The 22497-nt window shown below is 46.5% G+C and carries 21 protein-coding genes and 1 tRNA gene; 1 reads left to right on the top strand and 21 read right to left on the bottom strand.

What is annotated here, in order from left to right:
- Positions 1 to 66 precede the first annotated feature (66 nt).
- The 8 genes from A8806_RS00200 to A8806_RS00165 all read right to left on the bottom strand — a co-directional run bounded on the left by A8806_RS00200 (position 67) and on the right by A8806_RS00165 (position 6193).
- On the bottom strand, positions 67 to 696 hold the full coding sequence (locus tag A8806_RS00200) for an SdpI family protein (protein ID WP_109729156.1): 630 nt from the start codon (positions 694 to 696) through the stop codon (positions 67 to 69).
- Between the two features lies 1 nt (position 697).
- Positions 698 to 964, bottom strand: coding sequence for an autorepressor SdpR family transcription factor (locus A8806_RS00195; RefSeq protein WP_146203241.1), 267 nt, complete (start codon positions 962 to 964; stop codon positions 698 to 700).
- A 99-nt stretch (positions 965 to 1063) separates the two neighbouring features.
- A complete protein-coding gene (locus tag A8806_RS00190) occupies positions 1064 to 1342 on the bottom strand; it encodes a DUF1905 domain-containing protein (RefSeq protein ID WP_109729154.1) in 279 nt (92 codons plus the stop codon).
- A 117-nt stretch (positions 1343 to 1459) separates the two neighbouring features.
- A tRNA-Leu gene (locus tag A8806_RS00185) sits at positions 1460 to 1542 on the bottom strand.
- A 101-nt stretch (positions 1543 to 1643) separates the two neighbouring features.
- Positions 1644 to 2918 carry a diaminopimelate decarboxylase family protein gene (locus tag A8806_RS00180; protein ID WP_109729153.1) on the bottom strand — a complete coding sequence of 425 codons (1275 nt, stop codon included), beginning with the start codon at positions 2916 to 2918 and terminating at the stop codon, positions 1644 to 1646.
- Positions 2915 to 3628, bottom strand: a complete 714-nt coding sequence (locus A8806_RS00175; protein WP_109729152.1) for a TrmB family transcriptional regulator — start codon at positions 3626 to 3628, stop codon at positions 2915 to 2917. The genes A8806_RS00180 and A8806_RS00175 overlap by 4 nt, the downstream gene beginning before the upstream one ends.
- Before the next feature lie 132 nt (positions 3629 to 3760).
- Positions 3761 to 5197 carry a pyruvate kinase gene (gene pyk, locus A8806_RS00170; protein ID WP_109729151.1) on the bottom strand — a complete coding sequence of 479 codons (1437 nt, stop codon included), beginning with the start codon at positions 5195 to 5197 and terminating at the stop codon, positions 3761 to 3763.
- Between the two features lie 168 nt (positions 5198 to 5365).
- Positions 5366 to 6193, bottom strand: coding sequence for a hypothetical protein (locus tag A8806_RS00165; RefSeq protein ID WP_109729150.1), 828 nt, complete (start codon positions 6191 to 6193; stop codon positions 5366 to 5368).
- Positions 6194 to 6482: 289 nt separating this feature from the next.
- Here A8806_RS00165 and A8806_RS00160 point away from each other — a divergent pair, with 289 nt between their 5' ends.
- On the top strand, positions 6483 to 10802 hold the full coding sequence (locus A8806_RS00160) for a 2-hydroxyacyl-CoA dehydratase (protein ID WP_242995910.1): 4320 nt from the start codon (positions 6483 to 6485) through the stop codon (positions 10800 to 10802).
- A 57-nt stretch (positions 10803 to 10859) separates the two neighbouring features.
- Here the strand turns inward: A8806_RS00160 and A8806_RS00155 are convergent, their stop codons facing one another.
- The 13 genes from A8806_RS00155 to nifS form a co-directional block, all read right to left on the bottom strand.
- Positions 10860 to 11279, bottom strand: coding sequence for a GtrA family protein (locus A8806_RS00155; protein WP_109729149.1), 420 nt, complete (start codon positions 11277 to 11279; stop codon positions 10860 to 10862).
- A 16-nt stretch (positions 11280 to 11295) separates the two neighbouring features.
- The gene (locus A8806_RS00150; RefSeq protein ID WP_109729148.1) at positions 11296 to 11553 is read right to left on the bottom strand and encodes a hypothetical protein; all 258 of its coding nucleotides are present in this window, start codon (positions 11551 to 11553) and stop codon (positions 11296 to 11298) included.
- Between the two features lie 115 nt (positions 11554 to 11668).
- Positions 11669 to 12316 (bottom strand): HAD family hydrolase, encoded by a 648-nt coding sequence (locus A8806_RS00145; protein WP_109729147.1) that lies wholly within the window; start codon positions 12314 to 12316, stop codon positions 11669 to 11671.
- Between the two features lies 1 nt (position 12317).
- A complete protein-coding gene (locus A8806_RS00140) occupies positions 12318 to 12821 on the bottom strand; it encodes a GreA/GreB family elongation factor (protein ID WP_109729146.1) in 504 nt (167 codons plus the stop codon).
- 167 nt (positions 12822 to 12988) lie between these two features.
- Positions 12989 to 14527, bottom strand: a complete 1539-nt coding sequence (gpmI, locus tag A8806_RS00135) for a 2,3-bisphosphoglycerate-independent phosphoglycerate mutase (RefSeq protein WP_109729145.1) — start codon at positions 14525 to 14527, stop codon at positions 12989 to 12991.
- Positions 14528 to 14601: 74 nt separating this feature from the next.
- Entirely contained in the window at positions 14602 to 15459 is an 858-nt protein-coding gene (locus A8806_RS00130; RefSeq protein WP_109729144.1) for an alpha/beta hydrolase, read from the bottom strand.
- Positions 15460 to 15648: 189 nt separating this feature from the next.
- Positions 15649 to 16398 (bottom strand): triose-phosphate isomerase, encoded by a 750-nt coding sequence (tpiA, locus tag A8806_RS00125; RefSeq protein ID WP_109729143.1) that lies wholly within the window; start codon positions 16396 to 16398, stop codon positions 15649 to 15651.
- Positions 16399 to 16415: 17 nt separating this feature from the next.
- Entirely contained in the window at positions 16416 to 17609 is a 1194-nt protein-coding gene (locus tag A8806_RS00120; RefSeq protein ID WP_109729142.1) for a phosphoglycerate kinase, read from the bottom strand.
- 170 nt (positions 17610 to 17779) lie between these two features.
- Positions 17780 to 18793 carry a type I glyceraldehyde-3-phosphate dehydrogenase gene (gene gap / locus A8806_RS00115; RefSeq protein WP_109729141.1) on the bottom strand — a complete coding sequence of 338 codons (1014 nt, stop codon included), beginning with the start codon at positions 18791 to 18793 and terminating at the stop codon, positions 17780 to 17782.
- Positions 18794 to 18945: 152 nt separating this feature from the next.
- Positions 18946 to 19764: a histidinol-phosphatase HisJ family protein gene (locus A8806_RS00110; protein WP_109729140.1), complete on the bottom strand. Its 819-nt coding sequence runs from the start codon at positions 19762 to 19764 to the stop codon at positions 18946 to 18948.
- On the bottom strand, positions 19761 to 20831 hold the full coding sequence (gene mnmA / locus A8806_RS00105; protein WP_109729139.1) for a tRNA 2-thiouridine(34) synthase MnmA: 1071 nt from the start codon (positions 20829 to 20831) through the stop codon (positions 19761 to 19763). Before mnmA ends, A8806_RS00110 begins: the two co-directional genes overlap by 4 nt.
- Positions 20831 to 21274 (bottom strand): Fe-S cluster assembly scaffold protein NifU, encoded by a 444-nt coding sequence (gene nifU, locus A8806_RS00100; protein WP_109729138.1) that lies wholly within the window; start codon positions 21272 to 21274, stop codon positions 20831 to 20833. The genes mnmA and nifU overlap by 1 nt, the downstream gene beginning before the upstream one ends.
- Complete coding sequence (gene nifS, locus A8806_RS00095) at positions 21275 to 22474, bottom strand: cysteine desulfurase NifS (protein ID WP_109729137.1); 1200 nt, start codon at positions 22472 to 22474, stop codon at positions 21275 to 21277.
- Between the last annotated feature and the right edge of the window lie 23 nt (positions 22475 to 22497).

Raw genomic sequence — 22497 nt, 5'->3', positions numbered from 1 at the left:
CTTATTAAATTATGCTTTATTATATACAGGTTATTTGAAAATGTCAACCAAATTTTTTAATTTTTTCTATATTCCTTTTTTATAAAGTGTATAGGAATAAATGGCAGGAATCAGCACCAGAAGTATAAGCAGGGGGAAAATTAGTTTTCCTATCTGTAAGAAGGCATTCAGCAGGAAACAGATGCCACCTGCTATCCAGAGCTTACCAGTGAATCTGGATGTACGGTTCCAGTTTTCAGCACTGTTAAGTGTCCAGGGAAGTTTCATCCCCACCGTGTAGCTCTGTTTTCCTTTTGGCATATAATTTCCGAGTGCAGCAAAAAAGATTCCGATGAGCAGATTCGCCCACAATCCTACATTCACTTTTATACCGACAGCGGTCATGTAAATTGTTCCGCAGCATACCCAGGATATAATCGGTATAAACCAAAAGATCAATTTCAGTAATTTAGGGCCGACATTCTGTTTCTTTGGATCGTTTAATGTCACAAAAACGCAGATCAGCTGTACAGCCAGCAGGAACACCGGCATTCCAAATACCGCCGTTGCCTTGCCTGCCCATCCATTCGCCACATTATCCATCCCCCAGTGGACAGCAACCTTATCAGGCATCCTGCCCCAGAGCAGTATCCCGGCCAGCATCGGGAGAATCGTAATCACGCTTGTTATTATGATTTGTTTTTTGTATTCCTTCATGTCAATTCTCTCCTTTCAGTTCCGACAGCCAAAGCATAATTTCCTCCACAACAGACGTATTTAATTCATAATAAATATAGTTCTTTATCTTTGTCTCACTTACAAGATCCGCCTTTTTCAGCACACTGAGGTGGTAAGAAATTGTTGCTCCCGTCATCTCAAAATGACTTGCGATCTCTCCTGCCGGCATGGTTCCGTCCTTAAGCAGTACCAGAATCTCCCGCCGGACAGGATCAGAGAGTGCCTTAAATGTTTCCGCAAAGCTCATCTGCATCCCTCCTTTTTCTCAGAAAATCTATTTAGAAATCTTTCTAATTACTTTATATCATAACAGGCACAAAAAATCAACAAGTATTTAGATGTTTTTCTAAATACTTGTTATCCGTTCACATATCGTTACATGTACCATATCTCCCGGCTGTTTCCCTATTTTTTGTCTAATATCTTTCCTTACACCTATGATGTGGTTCGGCGTCTTCATTCTGACTAAACTTCCATCATATGGCACTCCGTCAAAAGTAGCCCGGACCTTAACCCTGCCCCTGCCGAATTCTTCTTTGACATCATAAGGAAAATCAATATATGCGCCGTCGATATCAGGCACCTTCTTTAATATTGCATCGAATTCATATACTTTTTCATTCATCATCCGTCTCTCCTATTCTGCTGCCATGATATCTTATCTTCCCCATCCGCTACAAAATATAAACTGTATAAAATCACAAAAAGCGTGAAACCTGATTCACTCAGTTTCACGCTCTTATGCGGCTGGTGGGACTTGAACCCACACGAGGTCACCCCCGCAAGATTTTGAGTCTTGTGCGTCTGCCATTCCGCCACAGCCGCTTACCCGGTCTGTAAGAAGCAGAAATCCTTCTGCTCTTCAAACCGAATTTTATCTTATCATATCCGACAATTTTTTGCAATACCTTTTTTATTACTCTTTCCTATTTCTCAATTAGTTTTTCCCCGATTTTAAAACAGTCAAAAGTAGCAAAATAATCAGCCGGCGTCTCCGCACGGCGGATCAGCTCTGCTGTCCCGTCTTCCTTTAACAGCACCTCTGCCGACCTTAACTTGCCATTATAATTATATCCCATAGAAAATCCGTGGGCCCCCGTGTCATGAATCACCAGATAGTCCCCCATCTCGATCTCCGGAAGCATCCTGTCTATTGCAAACTTATCATTATTCTCACACAGTGATCCGGTCACATCATACTTGTGGTCATACGGGCATTCTTCCTTCCCCATCACCGTAATGTGGTGATAGGCACCATACATTGCAGGGCGCATCAGGTTCACAGCGCAGGCGTCAACACCAATATAATCCTTATGTGTATGCTTTTCATGGATCGCTTTTGTTACAAGGCACCCGTACGGTCCCATCATATAGCGTCCAAGTTCAGTATATATCGCCACATCCCCCATTCCTGCCGGCACGAGGACTTCCTCATAGACTCTGCGCACACCGTCTCCGATGATACGGATATCGTTCGGTTCCTGATCCGGTGTGTACGGAATACCAATTCCGCCGGAGAGATTGATAAACTTAATATGCACCCCCGTCTCTTTCTGGAGGCGCACCGCCTGTTCAAACAGCACCTTTGCAAGCATCGGGTAATAATCATTCGTTACAGTATTGCTTGCCAGGAAAGCATGAATCCCAAATTCCTTCGCACCCTTGCTTTTCAGAATCTTAAATGCCTCTACAATCTGCTCTGTCGTCATACCATACTTGGAATCCCCCGGATTATCCATGATATCATTGCTGATCTTAAACAATCCGCCCGGATTGTAACGGCAGCTGATCGTCTCAGGAATATGCCCGATCGTCTCCTCAAGAAAATCAATATGCGTGATATCATCCAGATTAATGATTGCTCCAAGCCTGTCAGCCATAACGAATTCCTCCGCAGGCGTATCATTAGATGAAAACATGATATCCTCCCCGCGCACCCCTATGGCATCGGAAAGCATCAGTTCCGTATAAGAAGAACAGTCACAGCCACAGCCATATTCCTTTAAAATGTCAATCAAAAACGGGTTGGGCGTCGCTTTTACCGCAAAATACTCTTTATATCCCGGGTTCCAGGAGAACGCCTCCTTCAAAGCTTTTACATTTTCCCGGATCCCTTTCTCATCATAGAGATGAAAAGGCGTCGGAAACTCTTTCACAATCTCTTCAAGCTGCTCTTTTGTTACAAATGGCTCTTTTTTCATCTTCCTTCTTCTCCTCTGCATATTTCTATTAATTTAATCTCATTGGCCAAAGCCGTTTTGAATACCAGCACAAAATTATTCTGTCCCGAATACAGGCATGTGTTCATACTTCCCTTCCCGTATTCTCCCGACAGCACATACTTCGAATCCGTAATCAGTCCGATCTGCTTTCCCTTATCCTCTGTCAGGTAGACCCTTGCACCGTCCATCCCAAATGGGCCGTCCGTAATGATTACGACCTTCTTTTCCTCACTGGCCAGCTGCTTTAATTCGTTCTGAAACTCTCCCAGAACCTGCACTGCACAGGACAGATACACCCGTTCCTTCGCGGAGGCGATCAGATTCTTAACCTTATCCCTGATATTTGCCTCTCCCTCAATCGTAATATACCCTTCCTCATCTACCTGACCTTCTGGAAGATTGCGGACCATCCATTCTTCCTCAGCCTTCATCCGTCTGATGCAGTTCTCACAAAACTCCTCCAGCCTGACAGGTATGTATCTCTTCGCGGATTCCTCCACCAGATACGCCGCACCCTTTTCCACGAGCCCGGCCAGAGAACTGTAAGCATTAGACCGGGAGATTCCGGCCTCCTTAGCCACCTCATATCCCGTCTGCTTTCCCTTAAGCAAAAGCTTCTGGTAAACCAGTGCCTCCTGCCTGGTCAGTCCGAAATGAAGCAAATACCCGGCAAACAACTGCTCATCCATTTCATCCCCTCCAGTCAACACTTATCTTTGCATTTTCTAGTAGTACTGTATAGGAACACTATACACGATTGTGTATGTGATGTCAATATGAAAAAGGACAACCCTGTGGCTGTCCTTGATTATCACGAGTTCTTACTCGATTGTTGCAATTCTCATCATATTGCTGACCCCGCTTTTTTCCTTTCTGACGCTCGGTGAAGGAATTCCCGCAGTCAGTACTACAACATCGCCAACCTCGATATACTGCTTCACAAGTGCAAGTTCAATCGCACCGCTGCAGATGTCTTCAGTCGTATTAAATTCCAATGACTTCAGCGGTCTGACTCCCCAGTAAATGGACATCCTGCGCAGTGTCCTCTCATTCGGGGTCACTCCAAGCACTTCCTGTTTCGGCTTCAGATTGGAAACAACTCTTGCAGTGGCACCTGACACGGACGGAGTGATAATACACTTCGCGTTCAGATTAGCTGCCGCGAGGACGGAGGAATATCCGATTGCGCTGGATACGCCAGTTTTTAAATGTGCCCCTGCCTTTTCGAGGATAATATCATAGTCCAGATGCTGCTCTGTGTTCTCGATAATATGAACCATCATCTGGAGTGCCTCAACCGGATATTTTCCCTGTGCAGTCTCACCGGAAAGCATTACTGCGTCTGTCCCGTCATAAACCGCATTGGCAACATCCGTCACCTCGGCCCTTGTCGGGCGCGGGTTGCGGATCATGGAATCCAGCATCTGGGTTGCCGTGATTACGGTCTTAAAGTTATTGTTTGCCTTCTGGATCATCATTTTCTGCAGATACGGAACCTCCTCGGCCGGTATCTCTACGCCCAGGTCTCCGCGGGCTACCATGATACCGTCCGCTGCACGGATGATCTCATCAATATTCTGGATTCCCTCTGCATTCTCGATCTTCGCGATAATCGGGATATAAGGTGCCTTCAGTTCCTTTAAATAAGCTTTAATCTCCAGTACACACTCTGCATTTCTTACAAAGGAGGCCGCAATAAAGTCCACATCCTGCTCTACGCCAAACTTGATATCTTCCTTGTCTTTATCTGTGATCGCCGGAAGCCTGACCGGTACGTTCGGTACATTGACGCCCTTGCGCTCACCTAACTCACCGCCGTTGACTACGATACAGTTGATCTCTCTGTCTGTCTTGCTCACCACTTCCAGCCCGATCAGCCCGTCATCAATCAGGATTGTCTTGCCTTTATCAACATCGTCCACCAGTCCGTCATATGTGATGGAAACCTTCTTATCGTCTCCGTCTATCTCATCGATCGTCAGTGTAAAAGCAGCACCTGTGTTAAGTGTCACCTTTTTCCCATCTTTCAGGAGTCCTGTGCGAATCTCCGGTCCCTTTGTATCCAGAAGTATTGCAGTGTTGGCATGTTCCTCCTCCCTCAACTGCTTCAGCATATCCATTCTGCCTTTATGCTCCTCGTGGTCACCATGTGAAAAATTAAAACGGGCCACATCCATGCCGTTCTGAATCAGTTTTCTCATCAGTTCCCTGTCATTTGTATTCGGTCCCATTGTACAAACTACTTTTGTTTTCTTCATTCTTTCATGTCTCCTTCTTACCCTGCTGCTTTTTTCTTAATTACCGCGAACAGCGAACCAAAGCCAAGTTAGCCTTGCCTGGCTGCCACGAAGATCAAATTCCCCGCAGACTGCTGCGAGGTCTTTGACTTTCTAATACGCCGCGGCGTATCATAATATCTGCCCGGACTACTTCACATGCTGATGCGTAAACAGATGGTCCTGACAGTACTCATAGTTTCCTTTACATTTGGAACAGAATCGGAATTCCAGAGTCGGGTCATCCAGTTCCGTACGCCCGCATACCGCACACCTGTGTCGTGCTCCTCCCGGATAGGTCATGTGGGGCCTTGACTGCTGCTTAAACTGCTTCTTCCTAGCCTGTTCCTTTGGAGAATACGGCTTCATATTCCTGCTTGAGAAAAAGAAAATCACAAAGTTCAGCAGAGATGCCAGTATCGCAACCCGGACGGCTGCATTTCCCCTCACCATCGAATACAGGATCATGACTGCATAGACAAGCGCCATCCATTTGATCTTAATCGGCAGGATAAAATACAGCATAAGTTCCATATCCGGATAGCTGGCCGCGAATGCAAGGAAAATAGACATATTGATATAATATGTGCTGAAAAATCCTCCCACACCTATGCCGCCTCCAGACACAAAATACAGAATGAATGCACCGATGACCGTAAACAAAATGCCTGAAAAAATATATACATTATACCTGAACGCCCCCCATGTACGTTCCAGGGCATTCCCTAATGAGTAATAAAGCATCATCATAATTATGATCGTAAAAAGGTTGCCGCTTGGCGGCATCAGCACCCATGACACAATCCGCCATACCTGTCCCCGTAAAATAAAAGCCGGTTCCAGTGTGAGCCAGTTCAATAGACTTGGCATCATTAAATAGATTCCATACCCGATCACATAGCCGCCAATCAGGTACATCGTCAGATTATGAATCGCATGGCGTCCGAATTTTTTTTCTAACTTATTCAACCAGTTCAATGACATCGTTCTCCTTATTATTTATTTTCTCATTCATGAAGTAATTGTACAGTCCGCCTCTTTGTTTGTCAAATATATGTTGGCTTTTTTCTGTTATCATTTTGTTAAATTTTATAAACTTTGTCGAAATAAACTGCTATCCTGCATAATAATGCCAATTGTGTTTTTCCCTTTCATGTCGTATAATGTAAATTGTTGTAAAAACATGAACTACATTTAATAAGAAGTAACAGACATATACTAGTAAAGAGCCTGCATCACGCATGCTCTGGAGGATGAGGAAAATATTATGAGCTTACATGAATTACATACCTTAGGAATTGACATTGGCTCTACCACTGTCAAAATTGCAATTCTCAACGGTGATAACGAAGTACTTTTTTCCGACTATGAACGGCATTTTGCCAATATACAGGAAACATTGTCCGACCTGCTTGGAAGAGCGATCTACAAACTGGGACCGATCCGTGTCTCACCGGTTATCACAGGGTCCGGCGGGCTGACTCTGGCAAAACATTTAGGAGTGCCGTTTGTACAGGAAGTAATCGCCGTATCAACCGCGCTGCAGGACTATGCACCGCAGACAGACGTTGCCATCGAGCTTGGCGGAGAAGATGCCAAGATCATTTACTTTGAAGGAGGCAGTGTCGAACAGCGTATGAACGGCGTTTGTGCCGGAGGCACCGGTTCCTTTATTGACCAGATGGCATCTCTTTTACAGACAGATGCAGCCGGTCTGAATGATTATGCAAAAAATTATAAAGCACTCTATTCAATCGCCGCACGATGTGGTGTATTTGCGAAATCTGACATCCAGCCCCTGATCAACGAGGGTGCTGCTAAAGAAGACCTGGCTGCCTCTATTTTCCAGGCGGTTGTCAATCAGACCATCAGTGGTCTGGCATGCGGGAAACCAATCCGCGGGCATGTAGCGTTTTTAGGAGGGCCGCTCCATTTCCTCTCTGAACTGCGCACAGCATTTATCCGTACTTTAAACCTGGACGATGAGCATATCATCGCCCCGCACCATTCCCACTTGTTTGCAGCAATCGGTTCCGCACTGAATTCAAAAAAAGACGTAAATGTCGCACTGCAGGAGATTCAGGAGCGTCTGGCCGGCAAGATTAAGATGGAATTCGAAGTAGACCGTATGGATCCGCTGTTTGCGACTACTGCGGAATACGAGTCCTTTATCAGCCGCCATGCAAAGCACCAGGTGCCGGTCAAGGATCTGGCTACTTACCGCGGGAAAGCATTCCTCGGGATCGACGCCGGTTCCACTACGACAAAAGCAGCACTGGTCGGTGAGGACGGAACCCTTCTATACTCCTTTTACAATAACAATGAGGGGGACCCTCTCGGCACGACGATCCGTGCAATCAAAGACATCTACAGCCAGCTTCCCGAAGAGGTGGATATCGTCCATTCCTGCTCAACCGGTTACGGTGAGGCACTGATCAAGTCCGCCCTCCTTCTCGACGAAGGCGAGGTTGAGACTGTCTCCCACTACTACGCGGCATCCTTCTTCGAACCGGATGTAGACTGCATTCTGGATATCGGCGGACAGGACATGAAGTGTATCAAGATTAAAAATCACACCGTAGACAGTGTACAGCTCAATGAGGCCTGCTCCTCAGGCTGTGGTTCCTTCATCGAGACCTTTGCCAAGTCGCTGAACTATTCTGTGGAAGACTTTGCGCAGGAGGCCCTGTATGCAAAGAACCCGATCGATCTGGGCACCCGCTGTACCGTATTTATGAATTCAAAAGTAAAGCAGGCACAGAAAGAAGGCGCTGAAGTTGCCGACATCTCTGCCGGCCTTGCTTATTCTGTCATTAAAAACGCATTGTTTAAGGTAATCAAAGTATCCGATGCATCTGAACTTGGAAACCATATTGTTGTACAGGGAGGAACCTTCTACAACAATGCCGTTCTGCGCAGTTTCGAGAAAATCGCAGACTGCGAGGCCATCCGCCCGGATATTGCCGGGATCATGGGGGCCTTTGGCGCAGCCCTGATCGCCAGGGAACGTTATGTGGAGTGTGAAGGAACTACGATGCTTCCGATAGACGAAATCGAAGCTCTGGAATACAGCACGACCATGACAAAATGTAAAGGCTGTACAAACAACTGCCGACTGACGATTAACCATTTCAGCGGAGGCCGCAGATTCATTACCGGAAACCGATGCGAACGCGGACTTGGCAAGGAAAAATCACTCAACAAGCTGCCGAACCTGTTCGAGTATAAGGAAGAACGTTACTTCGGTTATAAGCCTCTTGAGGAAGCCGAGGCTGCCCGTGGCACAATCGGAATCCCGCGTGTACTGAACATGTACGAGAATTATCCGTTCTGGTTCACATTTTTCAACAAATTAGGATTCCGCGTCGTACTGTCACCGGCTTCAACAAGGAAGATTTATGAGCTGGGCATCGAATCCATCCCGAGTGAGTCCGAGTGTTATCCGGCAAAACTTGCCCACGGACACGTACAGTGGCTGATTAACCAGGGTGTCGGGCATATCTTCTATCCGTCCGTCCCTTATGAGCGGAATGAATTTGAGGATGCCAACAACCACTACAACTGCCCGATCGTAACGTCTTATCCTGAAAACATAAAGAATAATATGGACCCGATCGTAAACGGGGATGTAGATTTTATCCACCCGTTCCTTTCCTTCAAAAACGAGGAAACACTTTCCAGCAGGCTGACAGAAGAGCTTTCCGCAAAGTTCTCTATCCCTGCCGGTGACATCAGTGCCGCCGTCCATGAGGCGTGGACCGAGCTTATCGCCTGCCGTGAGGATATGCGCCGCAAGGGTGAGGAAACCATCAAGTTTCTGGATGAAACAGGAAACCGCGGTATCGTACTGGCAGGACGCCCGTACCATATCGACCCGGAAGTCAATCATGGACTGCCGGAGCTGATTAATTCTTATAACATTGCCGTGCTGACAGAGGACTCTGTGTCCCATCTGCACGAAGTAGAACGCCCGCTGAATGTCATGGACCAGTGGATGTACCATTCCAGACTCTATGCAGCGGCTAATTATGTGAAAACAAAGGAGAATCTGGACCTGATCCAGCTCAACTCCTTCGGCTGCGGCCTGGATGCCGTAACCACCGACCAGGTTGCAGAAATACTGACCCGCTCAGATAAAATATATACTTCCCTGAAAATAGACGAAGTAAACAATTTAGGGGCAGCCCGTATCCGTGTCCGTTCCCTACTTGCAGCAATCCGTGTCAGGGAGCAGCGGCAGACAAAGAGGGAAATCCATCCATCTTCTATCGAAAAAGTGCCGTTTACAAAAGAGATGCGCAGTACTTATACGATCCTCTGCCCGCAGATGTCCCCGATGCATTTCGAACTTCTGGAACCCGCATTCCAGGCGTCCGGCTACAAAGTGGAGGTGCTTCCGAATGACAACAAGCAGGCCGTAGATGTTGGTCTGAAGTATGTCAACAACGATGCCTGCTATCCGTCCCTGATGGTGGTCGGGCAGATCATGGAGGCTATCTTATCCGGGAAATATGATACCGATAAACTGGCCGTGATCATCAGCCAGACCGGGGGCGGTTGCCGTGCTTCCAATTATATCGGATTCATCCGCCGTGCGCTGAAAAAGGCCGGATACTCCCATATCCCGGTTATCTCCATCAACTTAAGCGGTCTGGAGGGCAACCCGGGATTCAAGATTACACCTGCACTGGCACTGCGTGGGGTCTATGCGGCAGCGATCGGTGATATTTTCATGAAGTGTGTCTACCGGATGCGCCCATATGAAAAAGTACCGGGCACGACGGATGCCATCCACAGGAAATGGGTGGAAGTCTGCAAGGAATTCGTTTCCAGCGGATATCCGTCCAGACGGAGGTTCAAAAAACTGTGCCGGGATATCATACACGATTTTGATACAATAGAAACATTGAACGTCAGAAAACCGCGTGTCGGCGTTGTCGGGGAGATCCTTGTAAAATTCCTCCCGGCAGCCAACAACCATCTGGTGGAACTCCTGGAGAGCGAAGGAGCCGAGGCAGTTGTACCCGACCTGCTGGACTTCCTGCTCTACTGCTTCTATAACCAGAACTTCAAAGTATCACACTTAGGGTTTAAGAAATCCAAGGCCACGATGGGCAACCTCGGAATCAAGGCACTGGAATGGTTCCGTTCACCGGCAACCAACGAGTTTAAGAGAAGTGAACATTTTGATCCTCCGGCACACATCGAGGATCTTGCTAAAATGGCATCCGAGATCGTTTCCATCGGCAACCAGACTGGGGAAGGCTGGTTCCTAACCGGGGAAATGCTGGAATTAATCCACAGCGGTGCCGGCAATATCGTCTGCACACAGCCATTCGCATGTCTGCCGAACCATGTTGTCGGAAAAGGGGTCATCAAAGAACTCCGCCGCAGATACCCGCAGTCCAATGTAGTTGCAATCGATTTCGACCCCGGTGCAAGCGAGGTAAACCAGCTGAACCGCATCAAACTGATGCTTTCAACCGCGAATAAAAATCTGGAAGCAGAGATGCAGGACAGACACATAAATCCGACACAGGAAAAGAGCACGGCAAAGCGCACAGAAGCTGCTGTAAGCAGCATTTAGTAAACCATATAGAGAAAAGGTACAGACTGCCATCTGATTTTATTCTCATCCGGCTGTCTATACCTTTTCTTCTTTTTTCTTAAAGACAAAAAATCTCTGCCCTATATAGTTTAATACAACAAAAATCCCCATTCCCACCAACATAGCCACATTATCTCTTATGACTGCATCAAAGCCCTGCAAAACCTTATAAACAAGCGGTTTCGCCGTACCATAAGCGATGAAGTAACAAATACTGATATTGAGGATAAATTTCAATATCTGCTTAAAAGAACTTTCTTTATACTGGAATGTATAATACTTGTTCAAAAAATAGCTGACGATACTGCCCACAATATAATTCATTGCCGACGAGAACCAGTAACTTGCCCGAAATACATTGTAGAGAATGAACATAACGCCTGTCCCTACAATCGTATTGATTATCCCTACGATGATAAACTTCACCGTAGTTTTATCGATGAGTTTCAATTTCATATTTGTTCACCTTTAATTACAGGTCATCCTCCCCGGTCCTTCTCTGAAGGTAGAGTATTCCCCCGACCAGCCCGAAAATGATTCCTGCATAGGTTCCTGCACACAGGATATTTAACACCGCTTTTGCAAGATCGATGTGTATCAGTACCGCGCCTGCTATTCCAAGCAGAACTGTCAGTGCCGTCCAGCATACGATATTAACCGCCAGATAGATGCCTGCTGCAGATTCCTTATCTGATATTTTATTTATCAAGTTCCATAATGTATGATACATAAACATCCCTCACAATCTGAAATACAATTTTTATTGTATTTATTGTAAGGAATCTGTGTAAACTTTATACGGAAGGTTGAGATAAAGCTTTGTTAAATTTCTCCCGTTTTACCATTTACCCGATTACATCCAGCAATTCAGCCGGTGTCTTTATGATACATCCGGCATCTGCCTTCTCTAGTTCTTCCAGTGTACCATAGCCATAAAGCACACCTGCCGAATGCACGCCTGCTTCTTTCGCACCTATGATATCATGTTCTCTGTCCCCGACCATCAGAACGGTATCCCTGTCTTTCACACCACACGCCTCAAGAACATATTCGATTACTTCGGCCTTTTTGGTCCGGTTCCCGTCCATCATGCTTCCGCCGATAAAATCAAAATACTTTGTAAGGTTAAAATGATCGGCAATCATCATTGCATACTTCTCCGGCTTTGAGGTCGCCATAGCAGTCTGAATCCCCGCCTCCCTCAATGTCTGCAGAAGTTCAGGGATCCCTTCATACACTTCATTTTCAAAAAGACCTGTTACACTGTAATATTCGCGGTAATACGCAACGGCACGCTTCCCCTCTTCCTCTGAAAACCCGCAGAATTCTTCAAACTGTTTATGCAGCGGGGGACCGATAAAGCATCTGAGCCTGGAAAGGTCATCGACCTCCATCCCGTACTTCTTCAGCGCATACTGTACCCCGTTTATAATTCCCGGTCCTGAATCCGTCAGTGTCCCGTCCAAATCAAATAAAACTGTTTTTATCTTCATCTTAAAAACTCCTGATCTTGTCATCTTCATCGTTGTGTGTATTCACAATTTTGCGGATAACAACAAAATATCCTACGTTCTCATTTACCTTCACAAATACCCTGTCATTCACCTTGTGCCCTAAAATAGCCTTTCCGATCGGAGATTCAATACTGATCAGGCCATTGATCGAACTGCCCCTTACCGATGTGACAAGCCGGTAGGTCTCAACCTCGGCATCCTCTTCAAAATAGAGCTCTACCGTATTATTGATCCCAACTTCGTCATCCTTAGAAGAATCATCCACAATGACTGCGGTTTTCAGCATCCTCTCCAGATAGCGTATCCGGCTCTCATTCCGGTTTTTTTCTTTCTTTGCGGCATGGTATTCAAAGTTTTCACTCAGGTCCCCATGCGCACGCGCCTCTTTTACGGACTCGATCAATTCCCTGCGAACCACGATTTTCCGGTGTTCAATCTCTTCCTGTATCTTTTCCACATCGCTTTTTGTTAATTTATCATACATAAATATACCAATTCCTTATCTCGTATTATGCGCCGGATCTGCCATAACTTTCATATGCCAAAAAACACCCTTCACCGGGCCGTGCCATCTGCAGGGCATAATCCTGCCGTCCGCACGGTCCCGCATCAGGGTGAGGCCGTTCAACTCATCACAGGGCATTCTCTGCTTTATTTTACAAGCAGGGATTTTCCTGTCATTTCTTTGGGCTGCTCCATTCCCATGAGCTCGATCAGGGTCGGGGCAATATCTGCCAGGCATCCGCCTTCTCTCAGCTTATACGCCGGGTCTGCATTAACAAGCACAAATGGTACCGGATTCGTTGTATGGGCCGTGAATGGTTCCCCGGATTCCGGGTCAATCAGCTGTTCTGCATTTCCGTGGTCTGCACAGATAAACATCTGTCCGTTCACTTCTTTCACTGCATCTACGGCTCTTCCGACACACTCGTCAACTGCCTCGATCGCCTTGACCGCAGCCTCTTCAACCCCGGTATGGCCTACCATATCCGGATTTGCAAAATTAATGATGATGACGTCATACTTATCAGATTTGATTGCATCTACCAGTTTACCACATACTTCAAATGCACTCATCTCCGGTTTCAGATCATAGGTAGCCACCTTCGGGGACTTCACGAGGATTCTGTCCTCTCCCTTGTTCGGTTCTTCTACACCGCCGTTGAAGAAGAATGTTACATGGGCATACTTCTCTGTCTCGGCGATACGTGCCTGCGTCATATTATGAGCTGCCAGAAATTCTCCGAATGTATTTGTAATCTCATCCTTTGTAAATGCAACAAGCTTATTCGGGATTGTCACATCATAGTCTGTAAAGCACACAAACGTTGTCTGAATACGTGCTCCCCTGTCAAAGCCTTCAAATTGTTCATCACAGAATGTCCTGCTGATTTCTCTTGCCCTGTCAGGACGGAAATTAAAGAAGATGACGGAATCATTGTCTTTGATCGTGGCAACCGGTGCCCCATCCTTTACAACTACGGTCGGAAGAACAAATTCATCTGTTGCATCCGCATCATAAGATGCCTGAATCCCTGCCGGGCCTGACTCTGCAGTCTCTCCAATCCCCTTAACAAGGGCATTGTAAGCCTTTTCCACGCGGTCCCAGCGGTTATCCCTGTCCATTGCATAATAACGTCCCATTACGCTTGCAACCTGCCCTACGCCGAGTTCTTTCATTTTAGCTTCCAACTGCTCTACATATTCTTTTCCTGATGCCGGAGGGGTATCACGTCCGTCAAGGAAACAGTGGATATACACTTTTTCAATCCCCTGTCTCTTAGCCAGCTCAAGGAGTCCGAAAATGTGTTCAATGTGGCTGTGTACACCACCATCAGACACGAGTCCGAACATATGCAGTGCAGAATCATTTTTCTTTACATTTTCACAAGCCGCAAGAAGTGCCTTGTTTTCAAAGAAATCCCCGTCTTTGATTGCTTTTGTAATCTTTGTAAGGTCCTGATAAACAATGCGGCCCGCGCCCATGTTCAGGTGCCCCACCTCTGAGTTCCCCATCTGTCCGTCAGGAAGTCCTACTGCCATTCCACTGGCATTCCCCTTCACGAACGGGCATTCTGCCATCAATTTATCCATAACCGGGGTCCTGCCTTCATAAACGGCATTCCCGGTGGTACTGTCATTTAATCCATAACCATCTAAGATCATCAATACGGTTGGTTTTTTACTCATATCTATTCTCCTTTACTCCTTTTATTTCATCCGGGTAACTGTCCAGAACACACGGACAGTTACTCATCCGGTACTTATTGTACATGTTTTTCCCGCTTTTTGCAAATATCTTTTTCAGTCCTTGTGGCAAGCCACACCTCCAGCAGGTCAATCCATGACTGGACAGGCGGGCAGACTGAACTTCCGTCCGCCCTCGATGTAGACTCATCAGCGAGTGAAAGGCCGTGGCCCCCTGTCGGATAGACATGGAGCTCTGTAGAAACCCCGGCCCCTCTTAAAGCCGCCGCAAGCAGCAGTGAATTTTCCACAGGAACGGTTGTATCGGTAAAGGTATGCCAGATGAAACAGGGAGGCATATCTGAAGTGACCAGCTTCTCCAGTGAAACTTCCTTTTTCTTTTCCTTATATTCGCTGCCCAGCAGATTTCTGAAGCTGCCCTCATGAGAATACTTCTTCTTGGATGTTATGACCGGGTAATTCAGGATCAGGCCTGCCGGTTTTAAGATATCAGGCTTCGTTCCCGCTGCTTTATACAGAAATGGCTTATTCCAGAAAACTCCCAGACTTGCTGCCAGATGGCCGCCCGCAGAAGATCCCTGCACATAAATCTGGTTCCAGTCCACATGCCATTTTTCATGATTCTCATGCACCAGCTTCATAACCTCCGCCAGTTCTAAGAGTGCCGTCGGGAATCTGGCCGGTGCAACGGAATACCTTAAAATCCCTACATGGTAACCCATTGCCAGCAGACGCATTGCAACCGGTTCCGCCTCTCTGTCACTTGTCTTTTCGTAGCCGCCGCCCGGACAGAGAATAATCATTGGGCGTATCAGGTCCGGCTGGAATTCTTTGGAGCTGTCCAGTATATACGCATAAAACTTCGTATTCGGTGCGGACTGCTCTGTATGGATAGAGATCACCTCGTACTGCATATTTTTCTCCTTCTCTGATATCATATGATGTTGGGGGCAAAAAGCATTTTTACCCCTGATGCCTACGGATTTCTCGTATAACAAGAAAAAAATCGCAGTGAGCATATGCTGTTTCGCTTACTCCCCACGATTCCCTTCCTTACAGACTCCGGCGGGATATATCCCGCCGGACCGGTATTCCTGTGATTCTTATTTGTAATTTACAATCTTTCCAAAATCAGCTTTCAGGGAAGCCCCGCCTACAAGTCCTCCGTCAATGTCTGCCTGTGCAAATAATTCAGGAGCTGTTGCAGCATTTACAGATCCGCCGTACTGGATACGGATTGCTTCTGCTGTTGCTTCATCATAAACTTCAGCGATGCATGCACGGATTCCTGCACAAACTTCCTGAGCCTGCTCTGTTGTAGCTGTCTTTCCTGTTCCGATAGCCCAGATAGGCTCGTAAGCAATAACAGCTGTCTTAGCCTGGTCTGCTGTCACGTTCTGGAATCCAACTTTCACCTGCTGGCGGATGAAGTCCATCGTAACTCCCTGCTCTCTCTGCTCCAAAGTCTCTCCACAGCACATGATCGGTGTAATGTTATGTTCAAATGCTTTCAGGACTTTTTTGTTGACATCTTCGTTTGTCTCTCCGAAGTATTCTCTTCTCTCAGAGTGCCCTAAAACTACATATTTTACACCTGCATCTACAAGCATAGCCGGAGAAATCTCTCCTGTGTATGCTCCGCTCTCTTCAAAATACATATTCTCAGCGCCAACCTGGATGTTTGAACCCTTTGCAGCTTCCACTACAGGTACGATATCGATTGCCGGAACACAGAATACAACGTCAACTTCTTCGTTCGCTACTAATGGTTTTAACTCTTCTACTAATGCTACTGCCTCACTTGGAGTTTTGTTCATCTTCCAGTTTCCTGCGATAATTTTTCTTCTTGCCATGATATGGTCTCCTTTTTTTACTTATTGTTTGCTGCTGCTACGCCCGGTAATTCTTTTCCTTCGAGGAATTCGAGGGAGGCTCCGCCGCCTGTTGAGATGTGGGTCATTTTGTCGCCGTATCCTAACTGGTTAACGGCTGCTGCTGAATCTCCGCCGCCGATGATTGTTACTGCTTCTGTCTCGGACAGTGCTTTTGCGACTGCTTCTGTTCCTGCTGCAAAGTTTGGCATCTCGAAGCATCCCATTGGTCCGTTCCATACTACTGTCTTAGCTGATCTTACTGCGTCTGAGAATATCTTAGCTGTCTCAGGTCCGATATCCAGGCCTTCCCAGCCGTCCGGGATTTCTCCGCGTCCTACAACTTTTGTGTGCGCATCGTTGGAGAAGTCATCTGCAATTACGTTGTCTACAGGAAGAAGCAGCTTTACGCCCTTGTCTTCTGCTTTTTTGATCATGTCAAGGGCATACTGGCAGTAATCTTCTTCAAGAAGGGAATTACCAACGTTTCCGCCCTGGGCCTTGCTGAATGTGTAAGACATTCCGCCTCCGATAATCAGGGTGTCAACCTTGTCCAGCAGGTTCTCGATTACGGAAATCTTGCTGGATACTTTTGCTCCGCCAAGGATTGCTACGAATGGTCTCTCAGGATTTTCTACTGCATTGCCAAGGAAGTCGATTTCTTTCTGCATTAAGTATCCTACAACTGCCGTGTCCACAAACTGTGTCACACCAACATTGGAGCAGTGCGCTCTATGTGCTGTCCCGAACGCATCATTTACGAAAACATCGCAGAGGGATGCAAGGTCTTTGCTGAACGCTTCCCCGTTCTTTGTCTCTTCTGCCCTGTAACGGGTATTCTCAAGAAGGATGATATCTCCATCATTCATTGCTTCTACCGCTGCCTTTGCGTTAGGTCCTACCACTTCAGGATCAGCCGCAAATTTTACTTCCTGTCCAAGCAGTTCAGATAATCTTACAGCGACAGGTGCGAGTGATAACTCAGGAACAGGCTGTCCCTTCGGCTTTCCGAGATGTGAGCAGAGGATGATCTTTCCTCCGTCTGCAACCAGCTTCTTAATAGTAGGCAGGGCAGCCACAAGGCGGTTCTCATCTGTAATCTTTCCATCGATCAGCGGTACATTAAAGTCGCATCTTACAAGGACCTTTTTACCCTTTACATTAATATCATCTACTGACTTTTTGTTGAGCATAGTATTGCCTCCTGTTTTCTTATTTTTACCTGCGCAAAACCATGAGCAGATACTTGATTTTTACATAAAAAGAATCCGGTCCTAAACAAAGACCGGACCCTTTTTTGAGTCTATTCTATTTATTTATTCAAATCTTGTAACTGTTCAGGACCATGAACAGTTACCAAATCTTACAGTAATGTTCCGAAGTATTTGATTGTTCTTACCATCTGGCTTGTGTAAGAATTCTCATTATCATACCATGAAATTACCTGTACTTCTGTTGTTCCGTTGTCAAGTGGAAGTACCATTGTCTGTGTAGCATCGAATAATGAACCGTATTTCATTCCTACGATATCGCTGGATACGATCTCATCTGTGTTGTATCCGAAAGATTCGTTGGAAGCTGCTTTCATTGCTTCGTTGATCTGGTCAACTGTTACTGTTCCTTCAACAACTGCTGTTAAGATAGTTGTAGAACCTGTCGGGGTTGGAACTCTCTGTGCAGATCCGATTAATTTTCCGTTCAGTTCCGGGATAACAAGACCGATTGCTTTCGCTGCGCCTGTGCTGTTAGGAACGATATTTACAGCTGCTGCACGTGATCTTCTTAAATCACCTTTTCTCTGTGGTCCGTCAAGTGTCATCTGATCGCCTGTGTAAGCGTGGATTGTGCACATGATACCTGATTTGATCGGTGCTAAATCGTTCAGTGCTTTTGCCATTGGAGCTAAGCAGTTAGTTGTACAGGAAGCAGCTGAGATGATGTTGTCCTCTTTTGTAAGCTCTTCGTGGTTTACATTGTAAACGATTGTAGGAAGGTCATTTCCTGCCGGTGCAGAAATAACGACTTTCTTAGCGCCTGCTTTGATATGAGCTTCTGCTTTTGCTTTGGATGTATAGAAGCCTGTACACTCCAGAACAACATCTACACCGATCTCTCCCCAAGGAAGTTCTTCAGCGTTAGCTTTTGCGTAGATTTTGATTTCTTTTCCGTCAACTGTGATGGAATCTTCACCTGCTACTACTTTGTCGCATAATGCATATCTTCCCTGTGTTGAGTCATATTTTAATAAGTGAGCCAGCATTGTCGGTGATGTTAAGTCGTTAATTGCAACTACTTCATATCCCTCTGCTCCGAACATCTGTCTGAATGCAAGACGTCCAATACGTCCAAATCCATTAATCGCTACTTTTACTGCCATGATTAATTCCTCCTAAAGTTTTAAAAAGTGTCAACTGTTACACAGTCGCTATATTGTGGAATCTCCAGCCAAACAGCCTGTTTGTTAAAGATTCATCAACTATGGTTTATTGTACTAAATCAAGAACAAAAATTCAAGTGCAAAATGCATTTTTATGGAAGTTGTTCAAATTTCGGCTTTCTCCCTGAAAATTCTGTGTAGTATTTAAATCCACAGTCTTTCAGAATGCCTGCCGCCTTCTCAAAATCGTAGGCAATGTGTTCAGGTCTGTGCCCGTCGGCACCGATCGTAATAATCTCACCGCCAAGCTCCCGGTAACGCCTGATGATGTCCGGATGCGGATGGCAGAAACCGAGCCCGTATTTGAATCCGGCCATATTCATCTCGATCCCTTTGCCTTTGGCAATCACCTTTTTCAGGATTTCATCAAGCTGGTCCGCATACTTCCGGTAGGAATACTCCTGCGCCTGACTGTTCCCGTAACGGACCACATAATCAATATGCCCCAGAACGTCAAAATCATCCACGGCATCGAGGTCTTCCAGTGTCGCCTGAAAGGTCTCCCTGTACGCCTCCTCATCGCTTCTGCCCTGAAACATTTCCCGATAGTAAGGATCGCTGCCATGTACGACATGAACCGACCCTATGACAAAATCGAATGGATATTTATTCACCAATTCTTTATAATATGCACCAAGATGTGGCTGGAGCCCAATCTCTATACCGATGCGGACATCTATTTTATCCGCATACTCTTCTTTCAGCCCTCTGAGCACTTCAAAGTAGTGGTCTATGTCAAAAATAAACGCTTTGGGTCCGATATCTTCGTGAAAGGGATAATCTTTATCATTGTGGTCGGTGATACAGATTGTCTTCAGTCCTTTTGATACCGCGCCCTCTATCATGTCTCTCGCCGGTGCCTCACAGTCCGATGAGAAATCTGTGTGCATGTGAAAATCGCTTGTTATCATAATATTGTTCCTCCGCCGAGCACATATTCCCCATCGTAAAATACCACTGCCTGTCCCGGAGTGACTGCCCTCTGAGGTTCTTCAAATGTACAGGTAACTTCGTCCGTGCCCGTTTTTTCTATTGTACACCATGCACCTTTATGGTTATAGCGTATTTTTGTAAAAACACGTAAAGGTTTTGTCAAATCTTCAACGGACATAAAATTCAGGCGGTCTGCACGCAGCACATGTGTCATGGATTCTTCCTTGGTCCCGATCACCACCTCGTTCGTCTCCGGACGGATTTCCAGCACAAAGGCCGGATATCCCAGTGCAAGTCCAAGTCCTTTACGCTGGCCGACTGTATAATGTGTAATTCCCTTATGAGTTCCCAGAACAGTGCCGTCACTGGTCACGAAATCCCCCTCAGGGATACTGACTTCTGTATTCTCTTCTATATAAGAAGCATAGTCTTTGTCCGGGACAAAACAGATGTCCTGGCTGTCCGGCTTATTCGCAACCTGAAGATGGATCTTCTCCGCAATGCGGCGCACCTCGTCTTTCGAATACTCCCCGACCGGCATCAGCGTCCGCTTCAGCTGTTCCTGTGTCAGATTATAAAGTGCATAGGTCTGGTCCTTCTCAAGCGTTGCAGAACAGCGCAGCGTGCGGCGCCCATTGGGAAGTTCCACGACTCTCGCATAGTGGCCGGTCGCGATATAATCCGCACCGATCGCCATGCTCCTTGTAAGCAAAGACTCCCATTTTACATATCTGTTGCAGGCAATGCACGGGTTCGGTGTTCTCCCATGCAGATACTCGTCTATAAAATAGTCGATGACATGTTCTTTAAATTCCTGTTTAAAGTTCATCACATAATATGGAATCCCGAGGTCTGCCGCGACCCTTCTGGCGTCATCTACGGCGCTCAGTCCGCAGCAGCCTCCGTTTTCCTGCTGTACGGCCAGATCTTCATCCTGCCAGATCTGCATCGTCACCCCGATGACCTCATATCCCTGCTCCTTCAAAAGATATGCCGCCACGGAAGAATCTACACCCCCGGACATTCCGACTACTACTTTGCTCATTAATATTCCTCTTCCTCTTCTTCCTCGCCCTCATGGATATCTGACTTTGGCTTCGTGAGCCCTTCGATCTTAATGTCATGTTTTTCGGCATAATCCCAGAGCGCGGCATGAATGGCCTCCTCCGCTAACAGGGAACAGTGCACCTTGACTGGTGGAAGTCCGTCCAAAGCCTCCATTACCGCCTTGTTCGTTATCTGCATCGCTTCATTGATATTCTTTCCCTTTACCAGCTCTGTTGCCATACTGCTTGTAGCCACGGCAGCCCCGCAGCCAAATGTCTTGAATTTCACATCACGGATAATCTGGTTTTCATCAATATCCAGATAAATCCGCATGATATCTCCGCACTTTGCATTTCCTACCGTTCCAACGCCGCTGGCGTTTTCTATTTCCCCTACATTTCTAGGGTGTTCGAAGTGATCCATTACCTTTTCTGTATACATTTATTTTTCCTCCTGTCGTTTGCTTTGTTTTTTTATAAAATCCTCGTATAAAGGTGACATATTTCTCAAATGCTGCACGATTTCTTTTAAGGAATCAACAACAAAATCAAGGTCTTCCTTCGTCGTCTCCTCGCTCAGGGTCATACGCAGTGAACCGTGGGCGATCTCATGGGGCAGGCCGATTGCAAGCAGTACATGTGACGGGTCTAAGGAACCTGAAGTACAGGCAGAACCGCTGGATGCACAGATTCCTTTCATGTCCAGCTTAATCAGAAGAGATTCCCCTTCAATAAACCGGAAACTGAAGTTCACATTATTCGGAAGACGCTTTACCCGGTCGCCGTTCAGCCTGCTGTAAGGAATCTCAGCCCCGATCCTCCCGATCAGATAATCCCGCAGTTCGATTTCCTTCTCTGTTCTCTCCTTCAGGGACGCTGCCGCACGCTCAACAGCCTTTCCGAAACCAACGATACCGGGAACATTCTCAGTCCCTGCGCGGCGTTTCCTCTCCTGCGCACCTCCATGTACGAAAGAACGGATCTTCACACCCTTCCTGATATACAGAAAACCAATACCTTTCGGCCCGTTCAGCTTGTGAGCGCTTGCGCTGAGCATATCGATATGACAGGCATCTACATCGATCGGCACCTGGCAGAAAGCCTGTACCGCATCTGTGTGGAAAAGAATCCCCTTCTCATGGGCAATCTCTCCGATCTCCTGAATCGGCTGTATCGTACCGATCTCATTATTCGCATACATGACAGAGATCAGAATCGTATCCGGCCTGATGGCCGCCTTTAAATCATCGAGCTTCACGATCCCATTCTCATCTACGTCCAGATAAGTCACCTCGTATCCCTGCTTTTCCAGATACTCGCATGTGTGCAGGACTGCGTGGTGCTCAATCTTCGTCGTAATGATATGTTTTCCTTTATTTCCATAAGCCTCGGCCGTCGCTTTCAGGGCCCAGTTATCCGATTCGGAGCCACCTGCCGTGAAATAAATCTCATTTCCATTCGCCCCCAGCGTATCTGCGATAATCTCTCTCTGGCGGGTAATCACATCTTTGTTGCCCGATGCAAATGAGTATACGCTGGAAGGGTTCCCGTAATTCTCTGTAAAATAAGGAAGCATCGCCTCCACAACCTCCGGCGCTGTTTTTGTTGTAGCCGCATTGTCTAAATAAATTAGTTTATTCATCTATATTTCCTCCTGTATTGTTT

Source organism: Faecalicatena orotica (assembly GCF_003149245.1).
Taxonomy (GTDB): domain Bacteria; phylum Bacillota; class Clostridia; order Lachnospirales; family Lachnospiraceae; genus Faecalicatena_A; species Faecalicatena_A orotica.
Note: the sequence above shows the minus strand (reverse complement) of the source record. Positions and strands in the feature narration are given on the sequence as shown.

What these genes read in the sequence shown, in the direction of transcription:
- A8806_RS00200 (WP_109729156.1), bottom strand. Translation starts at nt 696, where the DNA reads ATGAAGGAATACAAAAAACAAATCATAATAACAAGCGTGATTACGATT.
- A8806_RS00195 (WP_146203241.1), bottom strand. Translation starts at nt 964, where the DNA reads ATGAGCTTTGCGGAAACATTTAAGGCACTCTCTGATCCTGTCCGGCGG.
- A8806_RS00190 (WP_109729154.1), bottom strand. Translation starts at nt 1,342, where the DNA reads ATGAATGAAAAAGTATATGAATTCGATGCAATATTAAAGAAGGTGCCT.
- A8806_RS00180 (WP_109729153.1), bottom strand. Translation starts at nt 2,918, where the DNA reads ATGAAAAAAGAGCCATTTGTAACAAAAGAGCAGCTTGAAGAGATTGTG.
- A8806_RS00175 (WP_109729152.1), bottom strand. Translation starts at nt 3,628, where the DNA reads ATGGATGAGCAGTTGTTTGCCGGGTATTTGCTTCATTTCGGACTGACC.
- pyk (WP_109729151.1), bottom strand. Translation starts at nt 5,197, where the DNA reads ATGAAGAAAACAAAAGTAGTTTGTACAATGGGACCGAATACAAATGAC.
- A8806_RS00160 (WP_242995910.1), top strand. Translation starts at nt 6,483, where the DNA reads ATGAGCTTACATGAATTACATACCTTAGGAATTGACATTGGCTCTACC.
- A8806_RS00155 (WP_109729149.1), bottom strand. Translation starts at nt 11,279, where the DNA reads ATGAAATTGAAACTCATCGATAAAACTACGGTGAAGTTTATCATCGTA.
- A8806_RS00150 (WP_109729148.1), bottom strand. Translation starts at nt 11,553, where the DNA reads ATGTATCATACATTATGGAACTTGATAAATAAAATATCAGATAAGGAA.
- A8806_RS00145 (WP_109729147.1), bottom strand. Translation starts at nt 12,316, where the DNA reads ATGAAGATAAAAACAGTTTTATTTGATTTGGACGGGACACTGACGGAT.
- A8806_RS00140 (WP_109729146.1), bottom strand. Translation starts at nt 12,821, where the DNA reads ATGTATGATAAATTAACAAAAAGCGATGTGGAAAAGATACAGGAAGAG.
- gpmI (WP_109729145.1), bottom strand. Translation starts at nt 14,527, where the DNA reads ATGAGTAAAAAACCAACCGTATTGATGATCTTAGATGGTTATGGATTA.
- A8806_RS00130 (WP_109729144.1), bottom strand. Translation starts at nt 15,459, where the DNA reads ATGCAGTACGAGGTGATCTCTATCCATACAGAGCAGTCCGCACCGAAT.
- tpiA (WP_109729143.1), bottom strand. Translation starts at nt 16,398, where the DNA reads ATGGCAAGAAGAAAAATTATCGCAGGAAACTGGAAGATGAACAAAACT.
- A8806_RS00120 (WP_109729142.1), bottom strand. Translation starts at nt 17,609, where the DNA reads ATGCTCAACAAAAAGTCAGTAGATGATATTAATGTAAAGGGTAAAAAG.
- gap (WP_109729141.1), bottom strand. Translation starts at nt 18,793, where the DNA reads ATGGCAGTAAAAGTAGCGATTAATGGATTTGGACGTATTGGACGTCTT.
- A8806_RS00110 (WP_109729140.1), bottom strand. Translation starts at nt 19,764, where the DNA reads ATGATAACAAGCGATTTTCACATGCACACAGATTTCTCATCGGACTGT.
- mnmA (WP_109729139.1), bottom strand. Translation starts at nt 20,831, where the DNA reads ATGAGCAAAGTAGTAGTCGGAATGTCCGGGGGTGTAGATTCTTCCGTG.
- nifU (WP_109729138.1), bottom strand. Translation starts at nt 21,274, where the DNA reads ATGTATACAGAAAAGGTAATGGATCACTTCGAACACCCTAGAAATGTA.
- nifS (WP_109729137.1), bottom strand. Translation starts at nt 22,474, where the DNA reads ATGAATAAACTAATTTATTTAGACAATGCGGCTACAACAAAAACAGCG.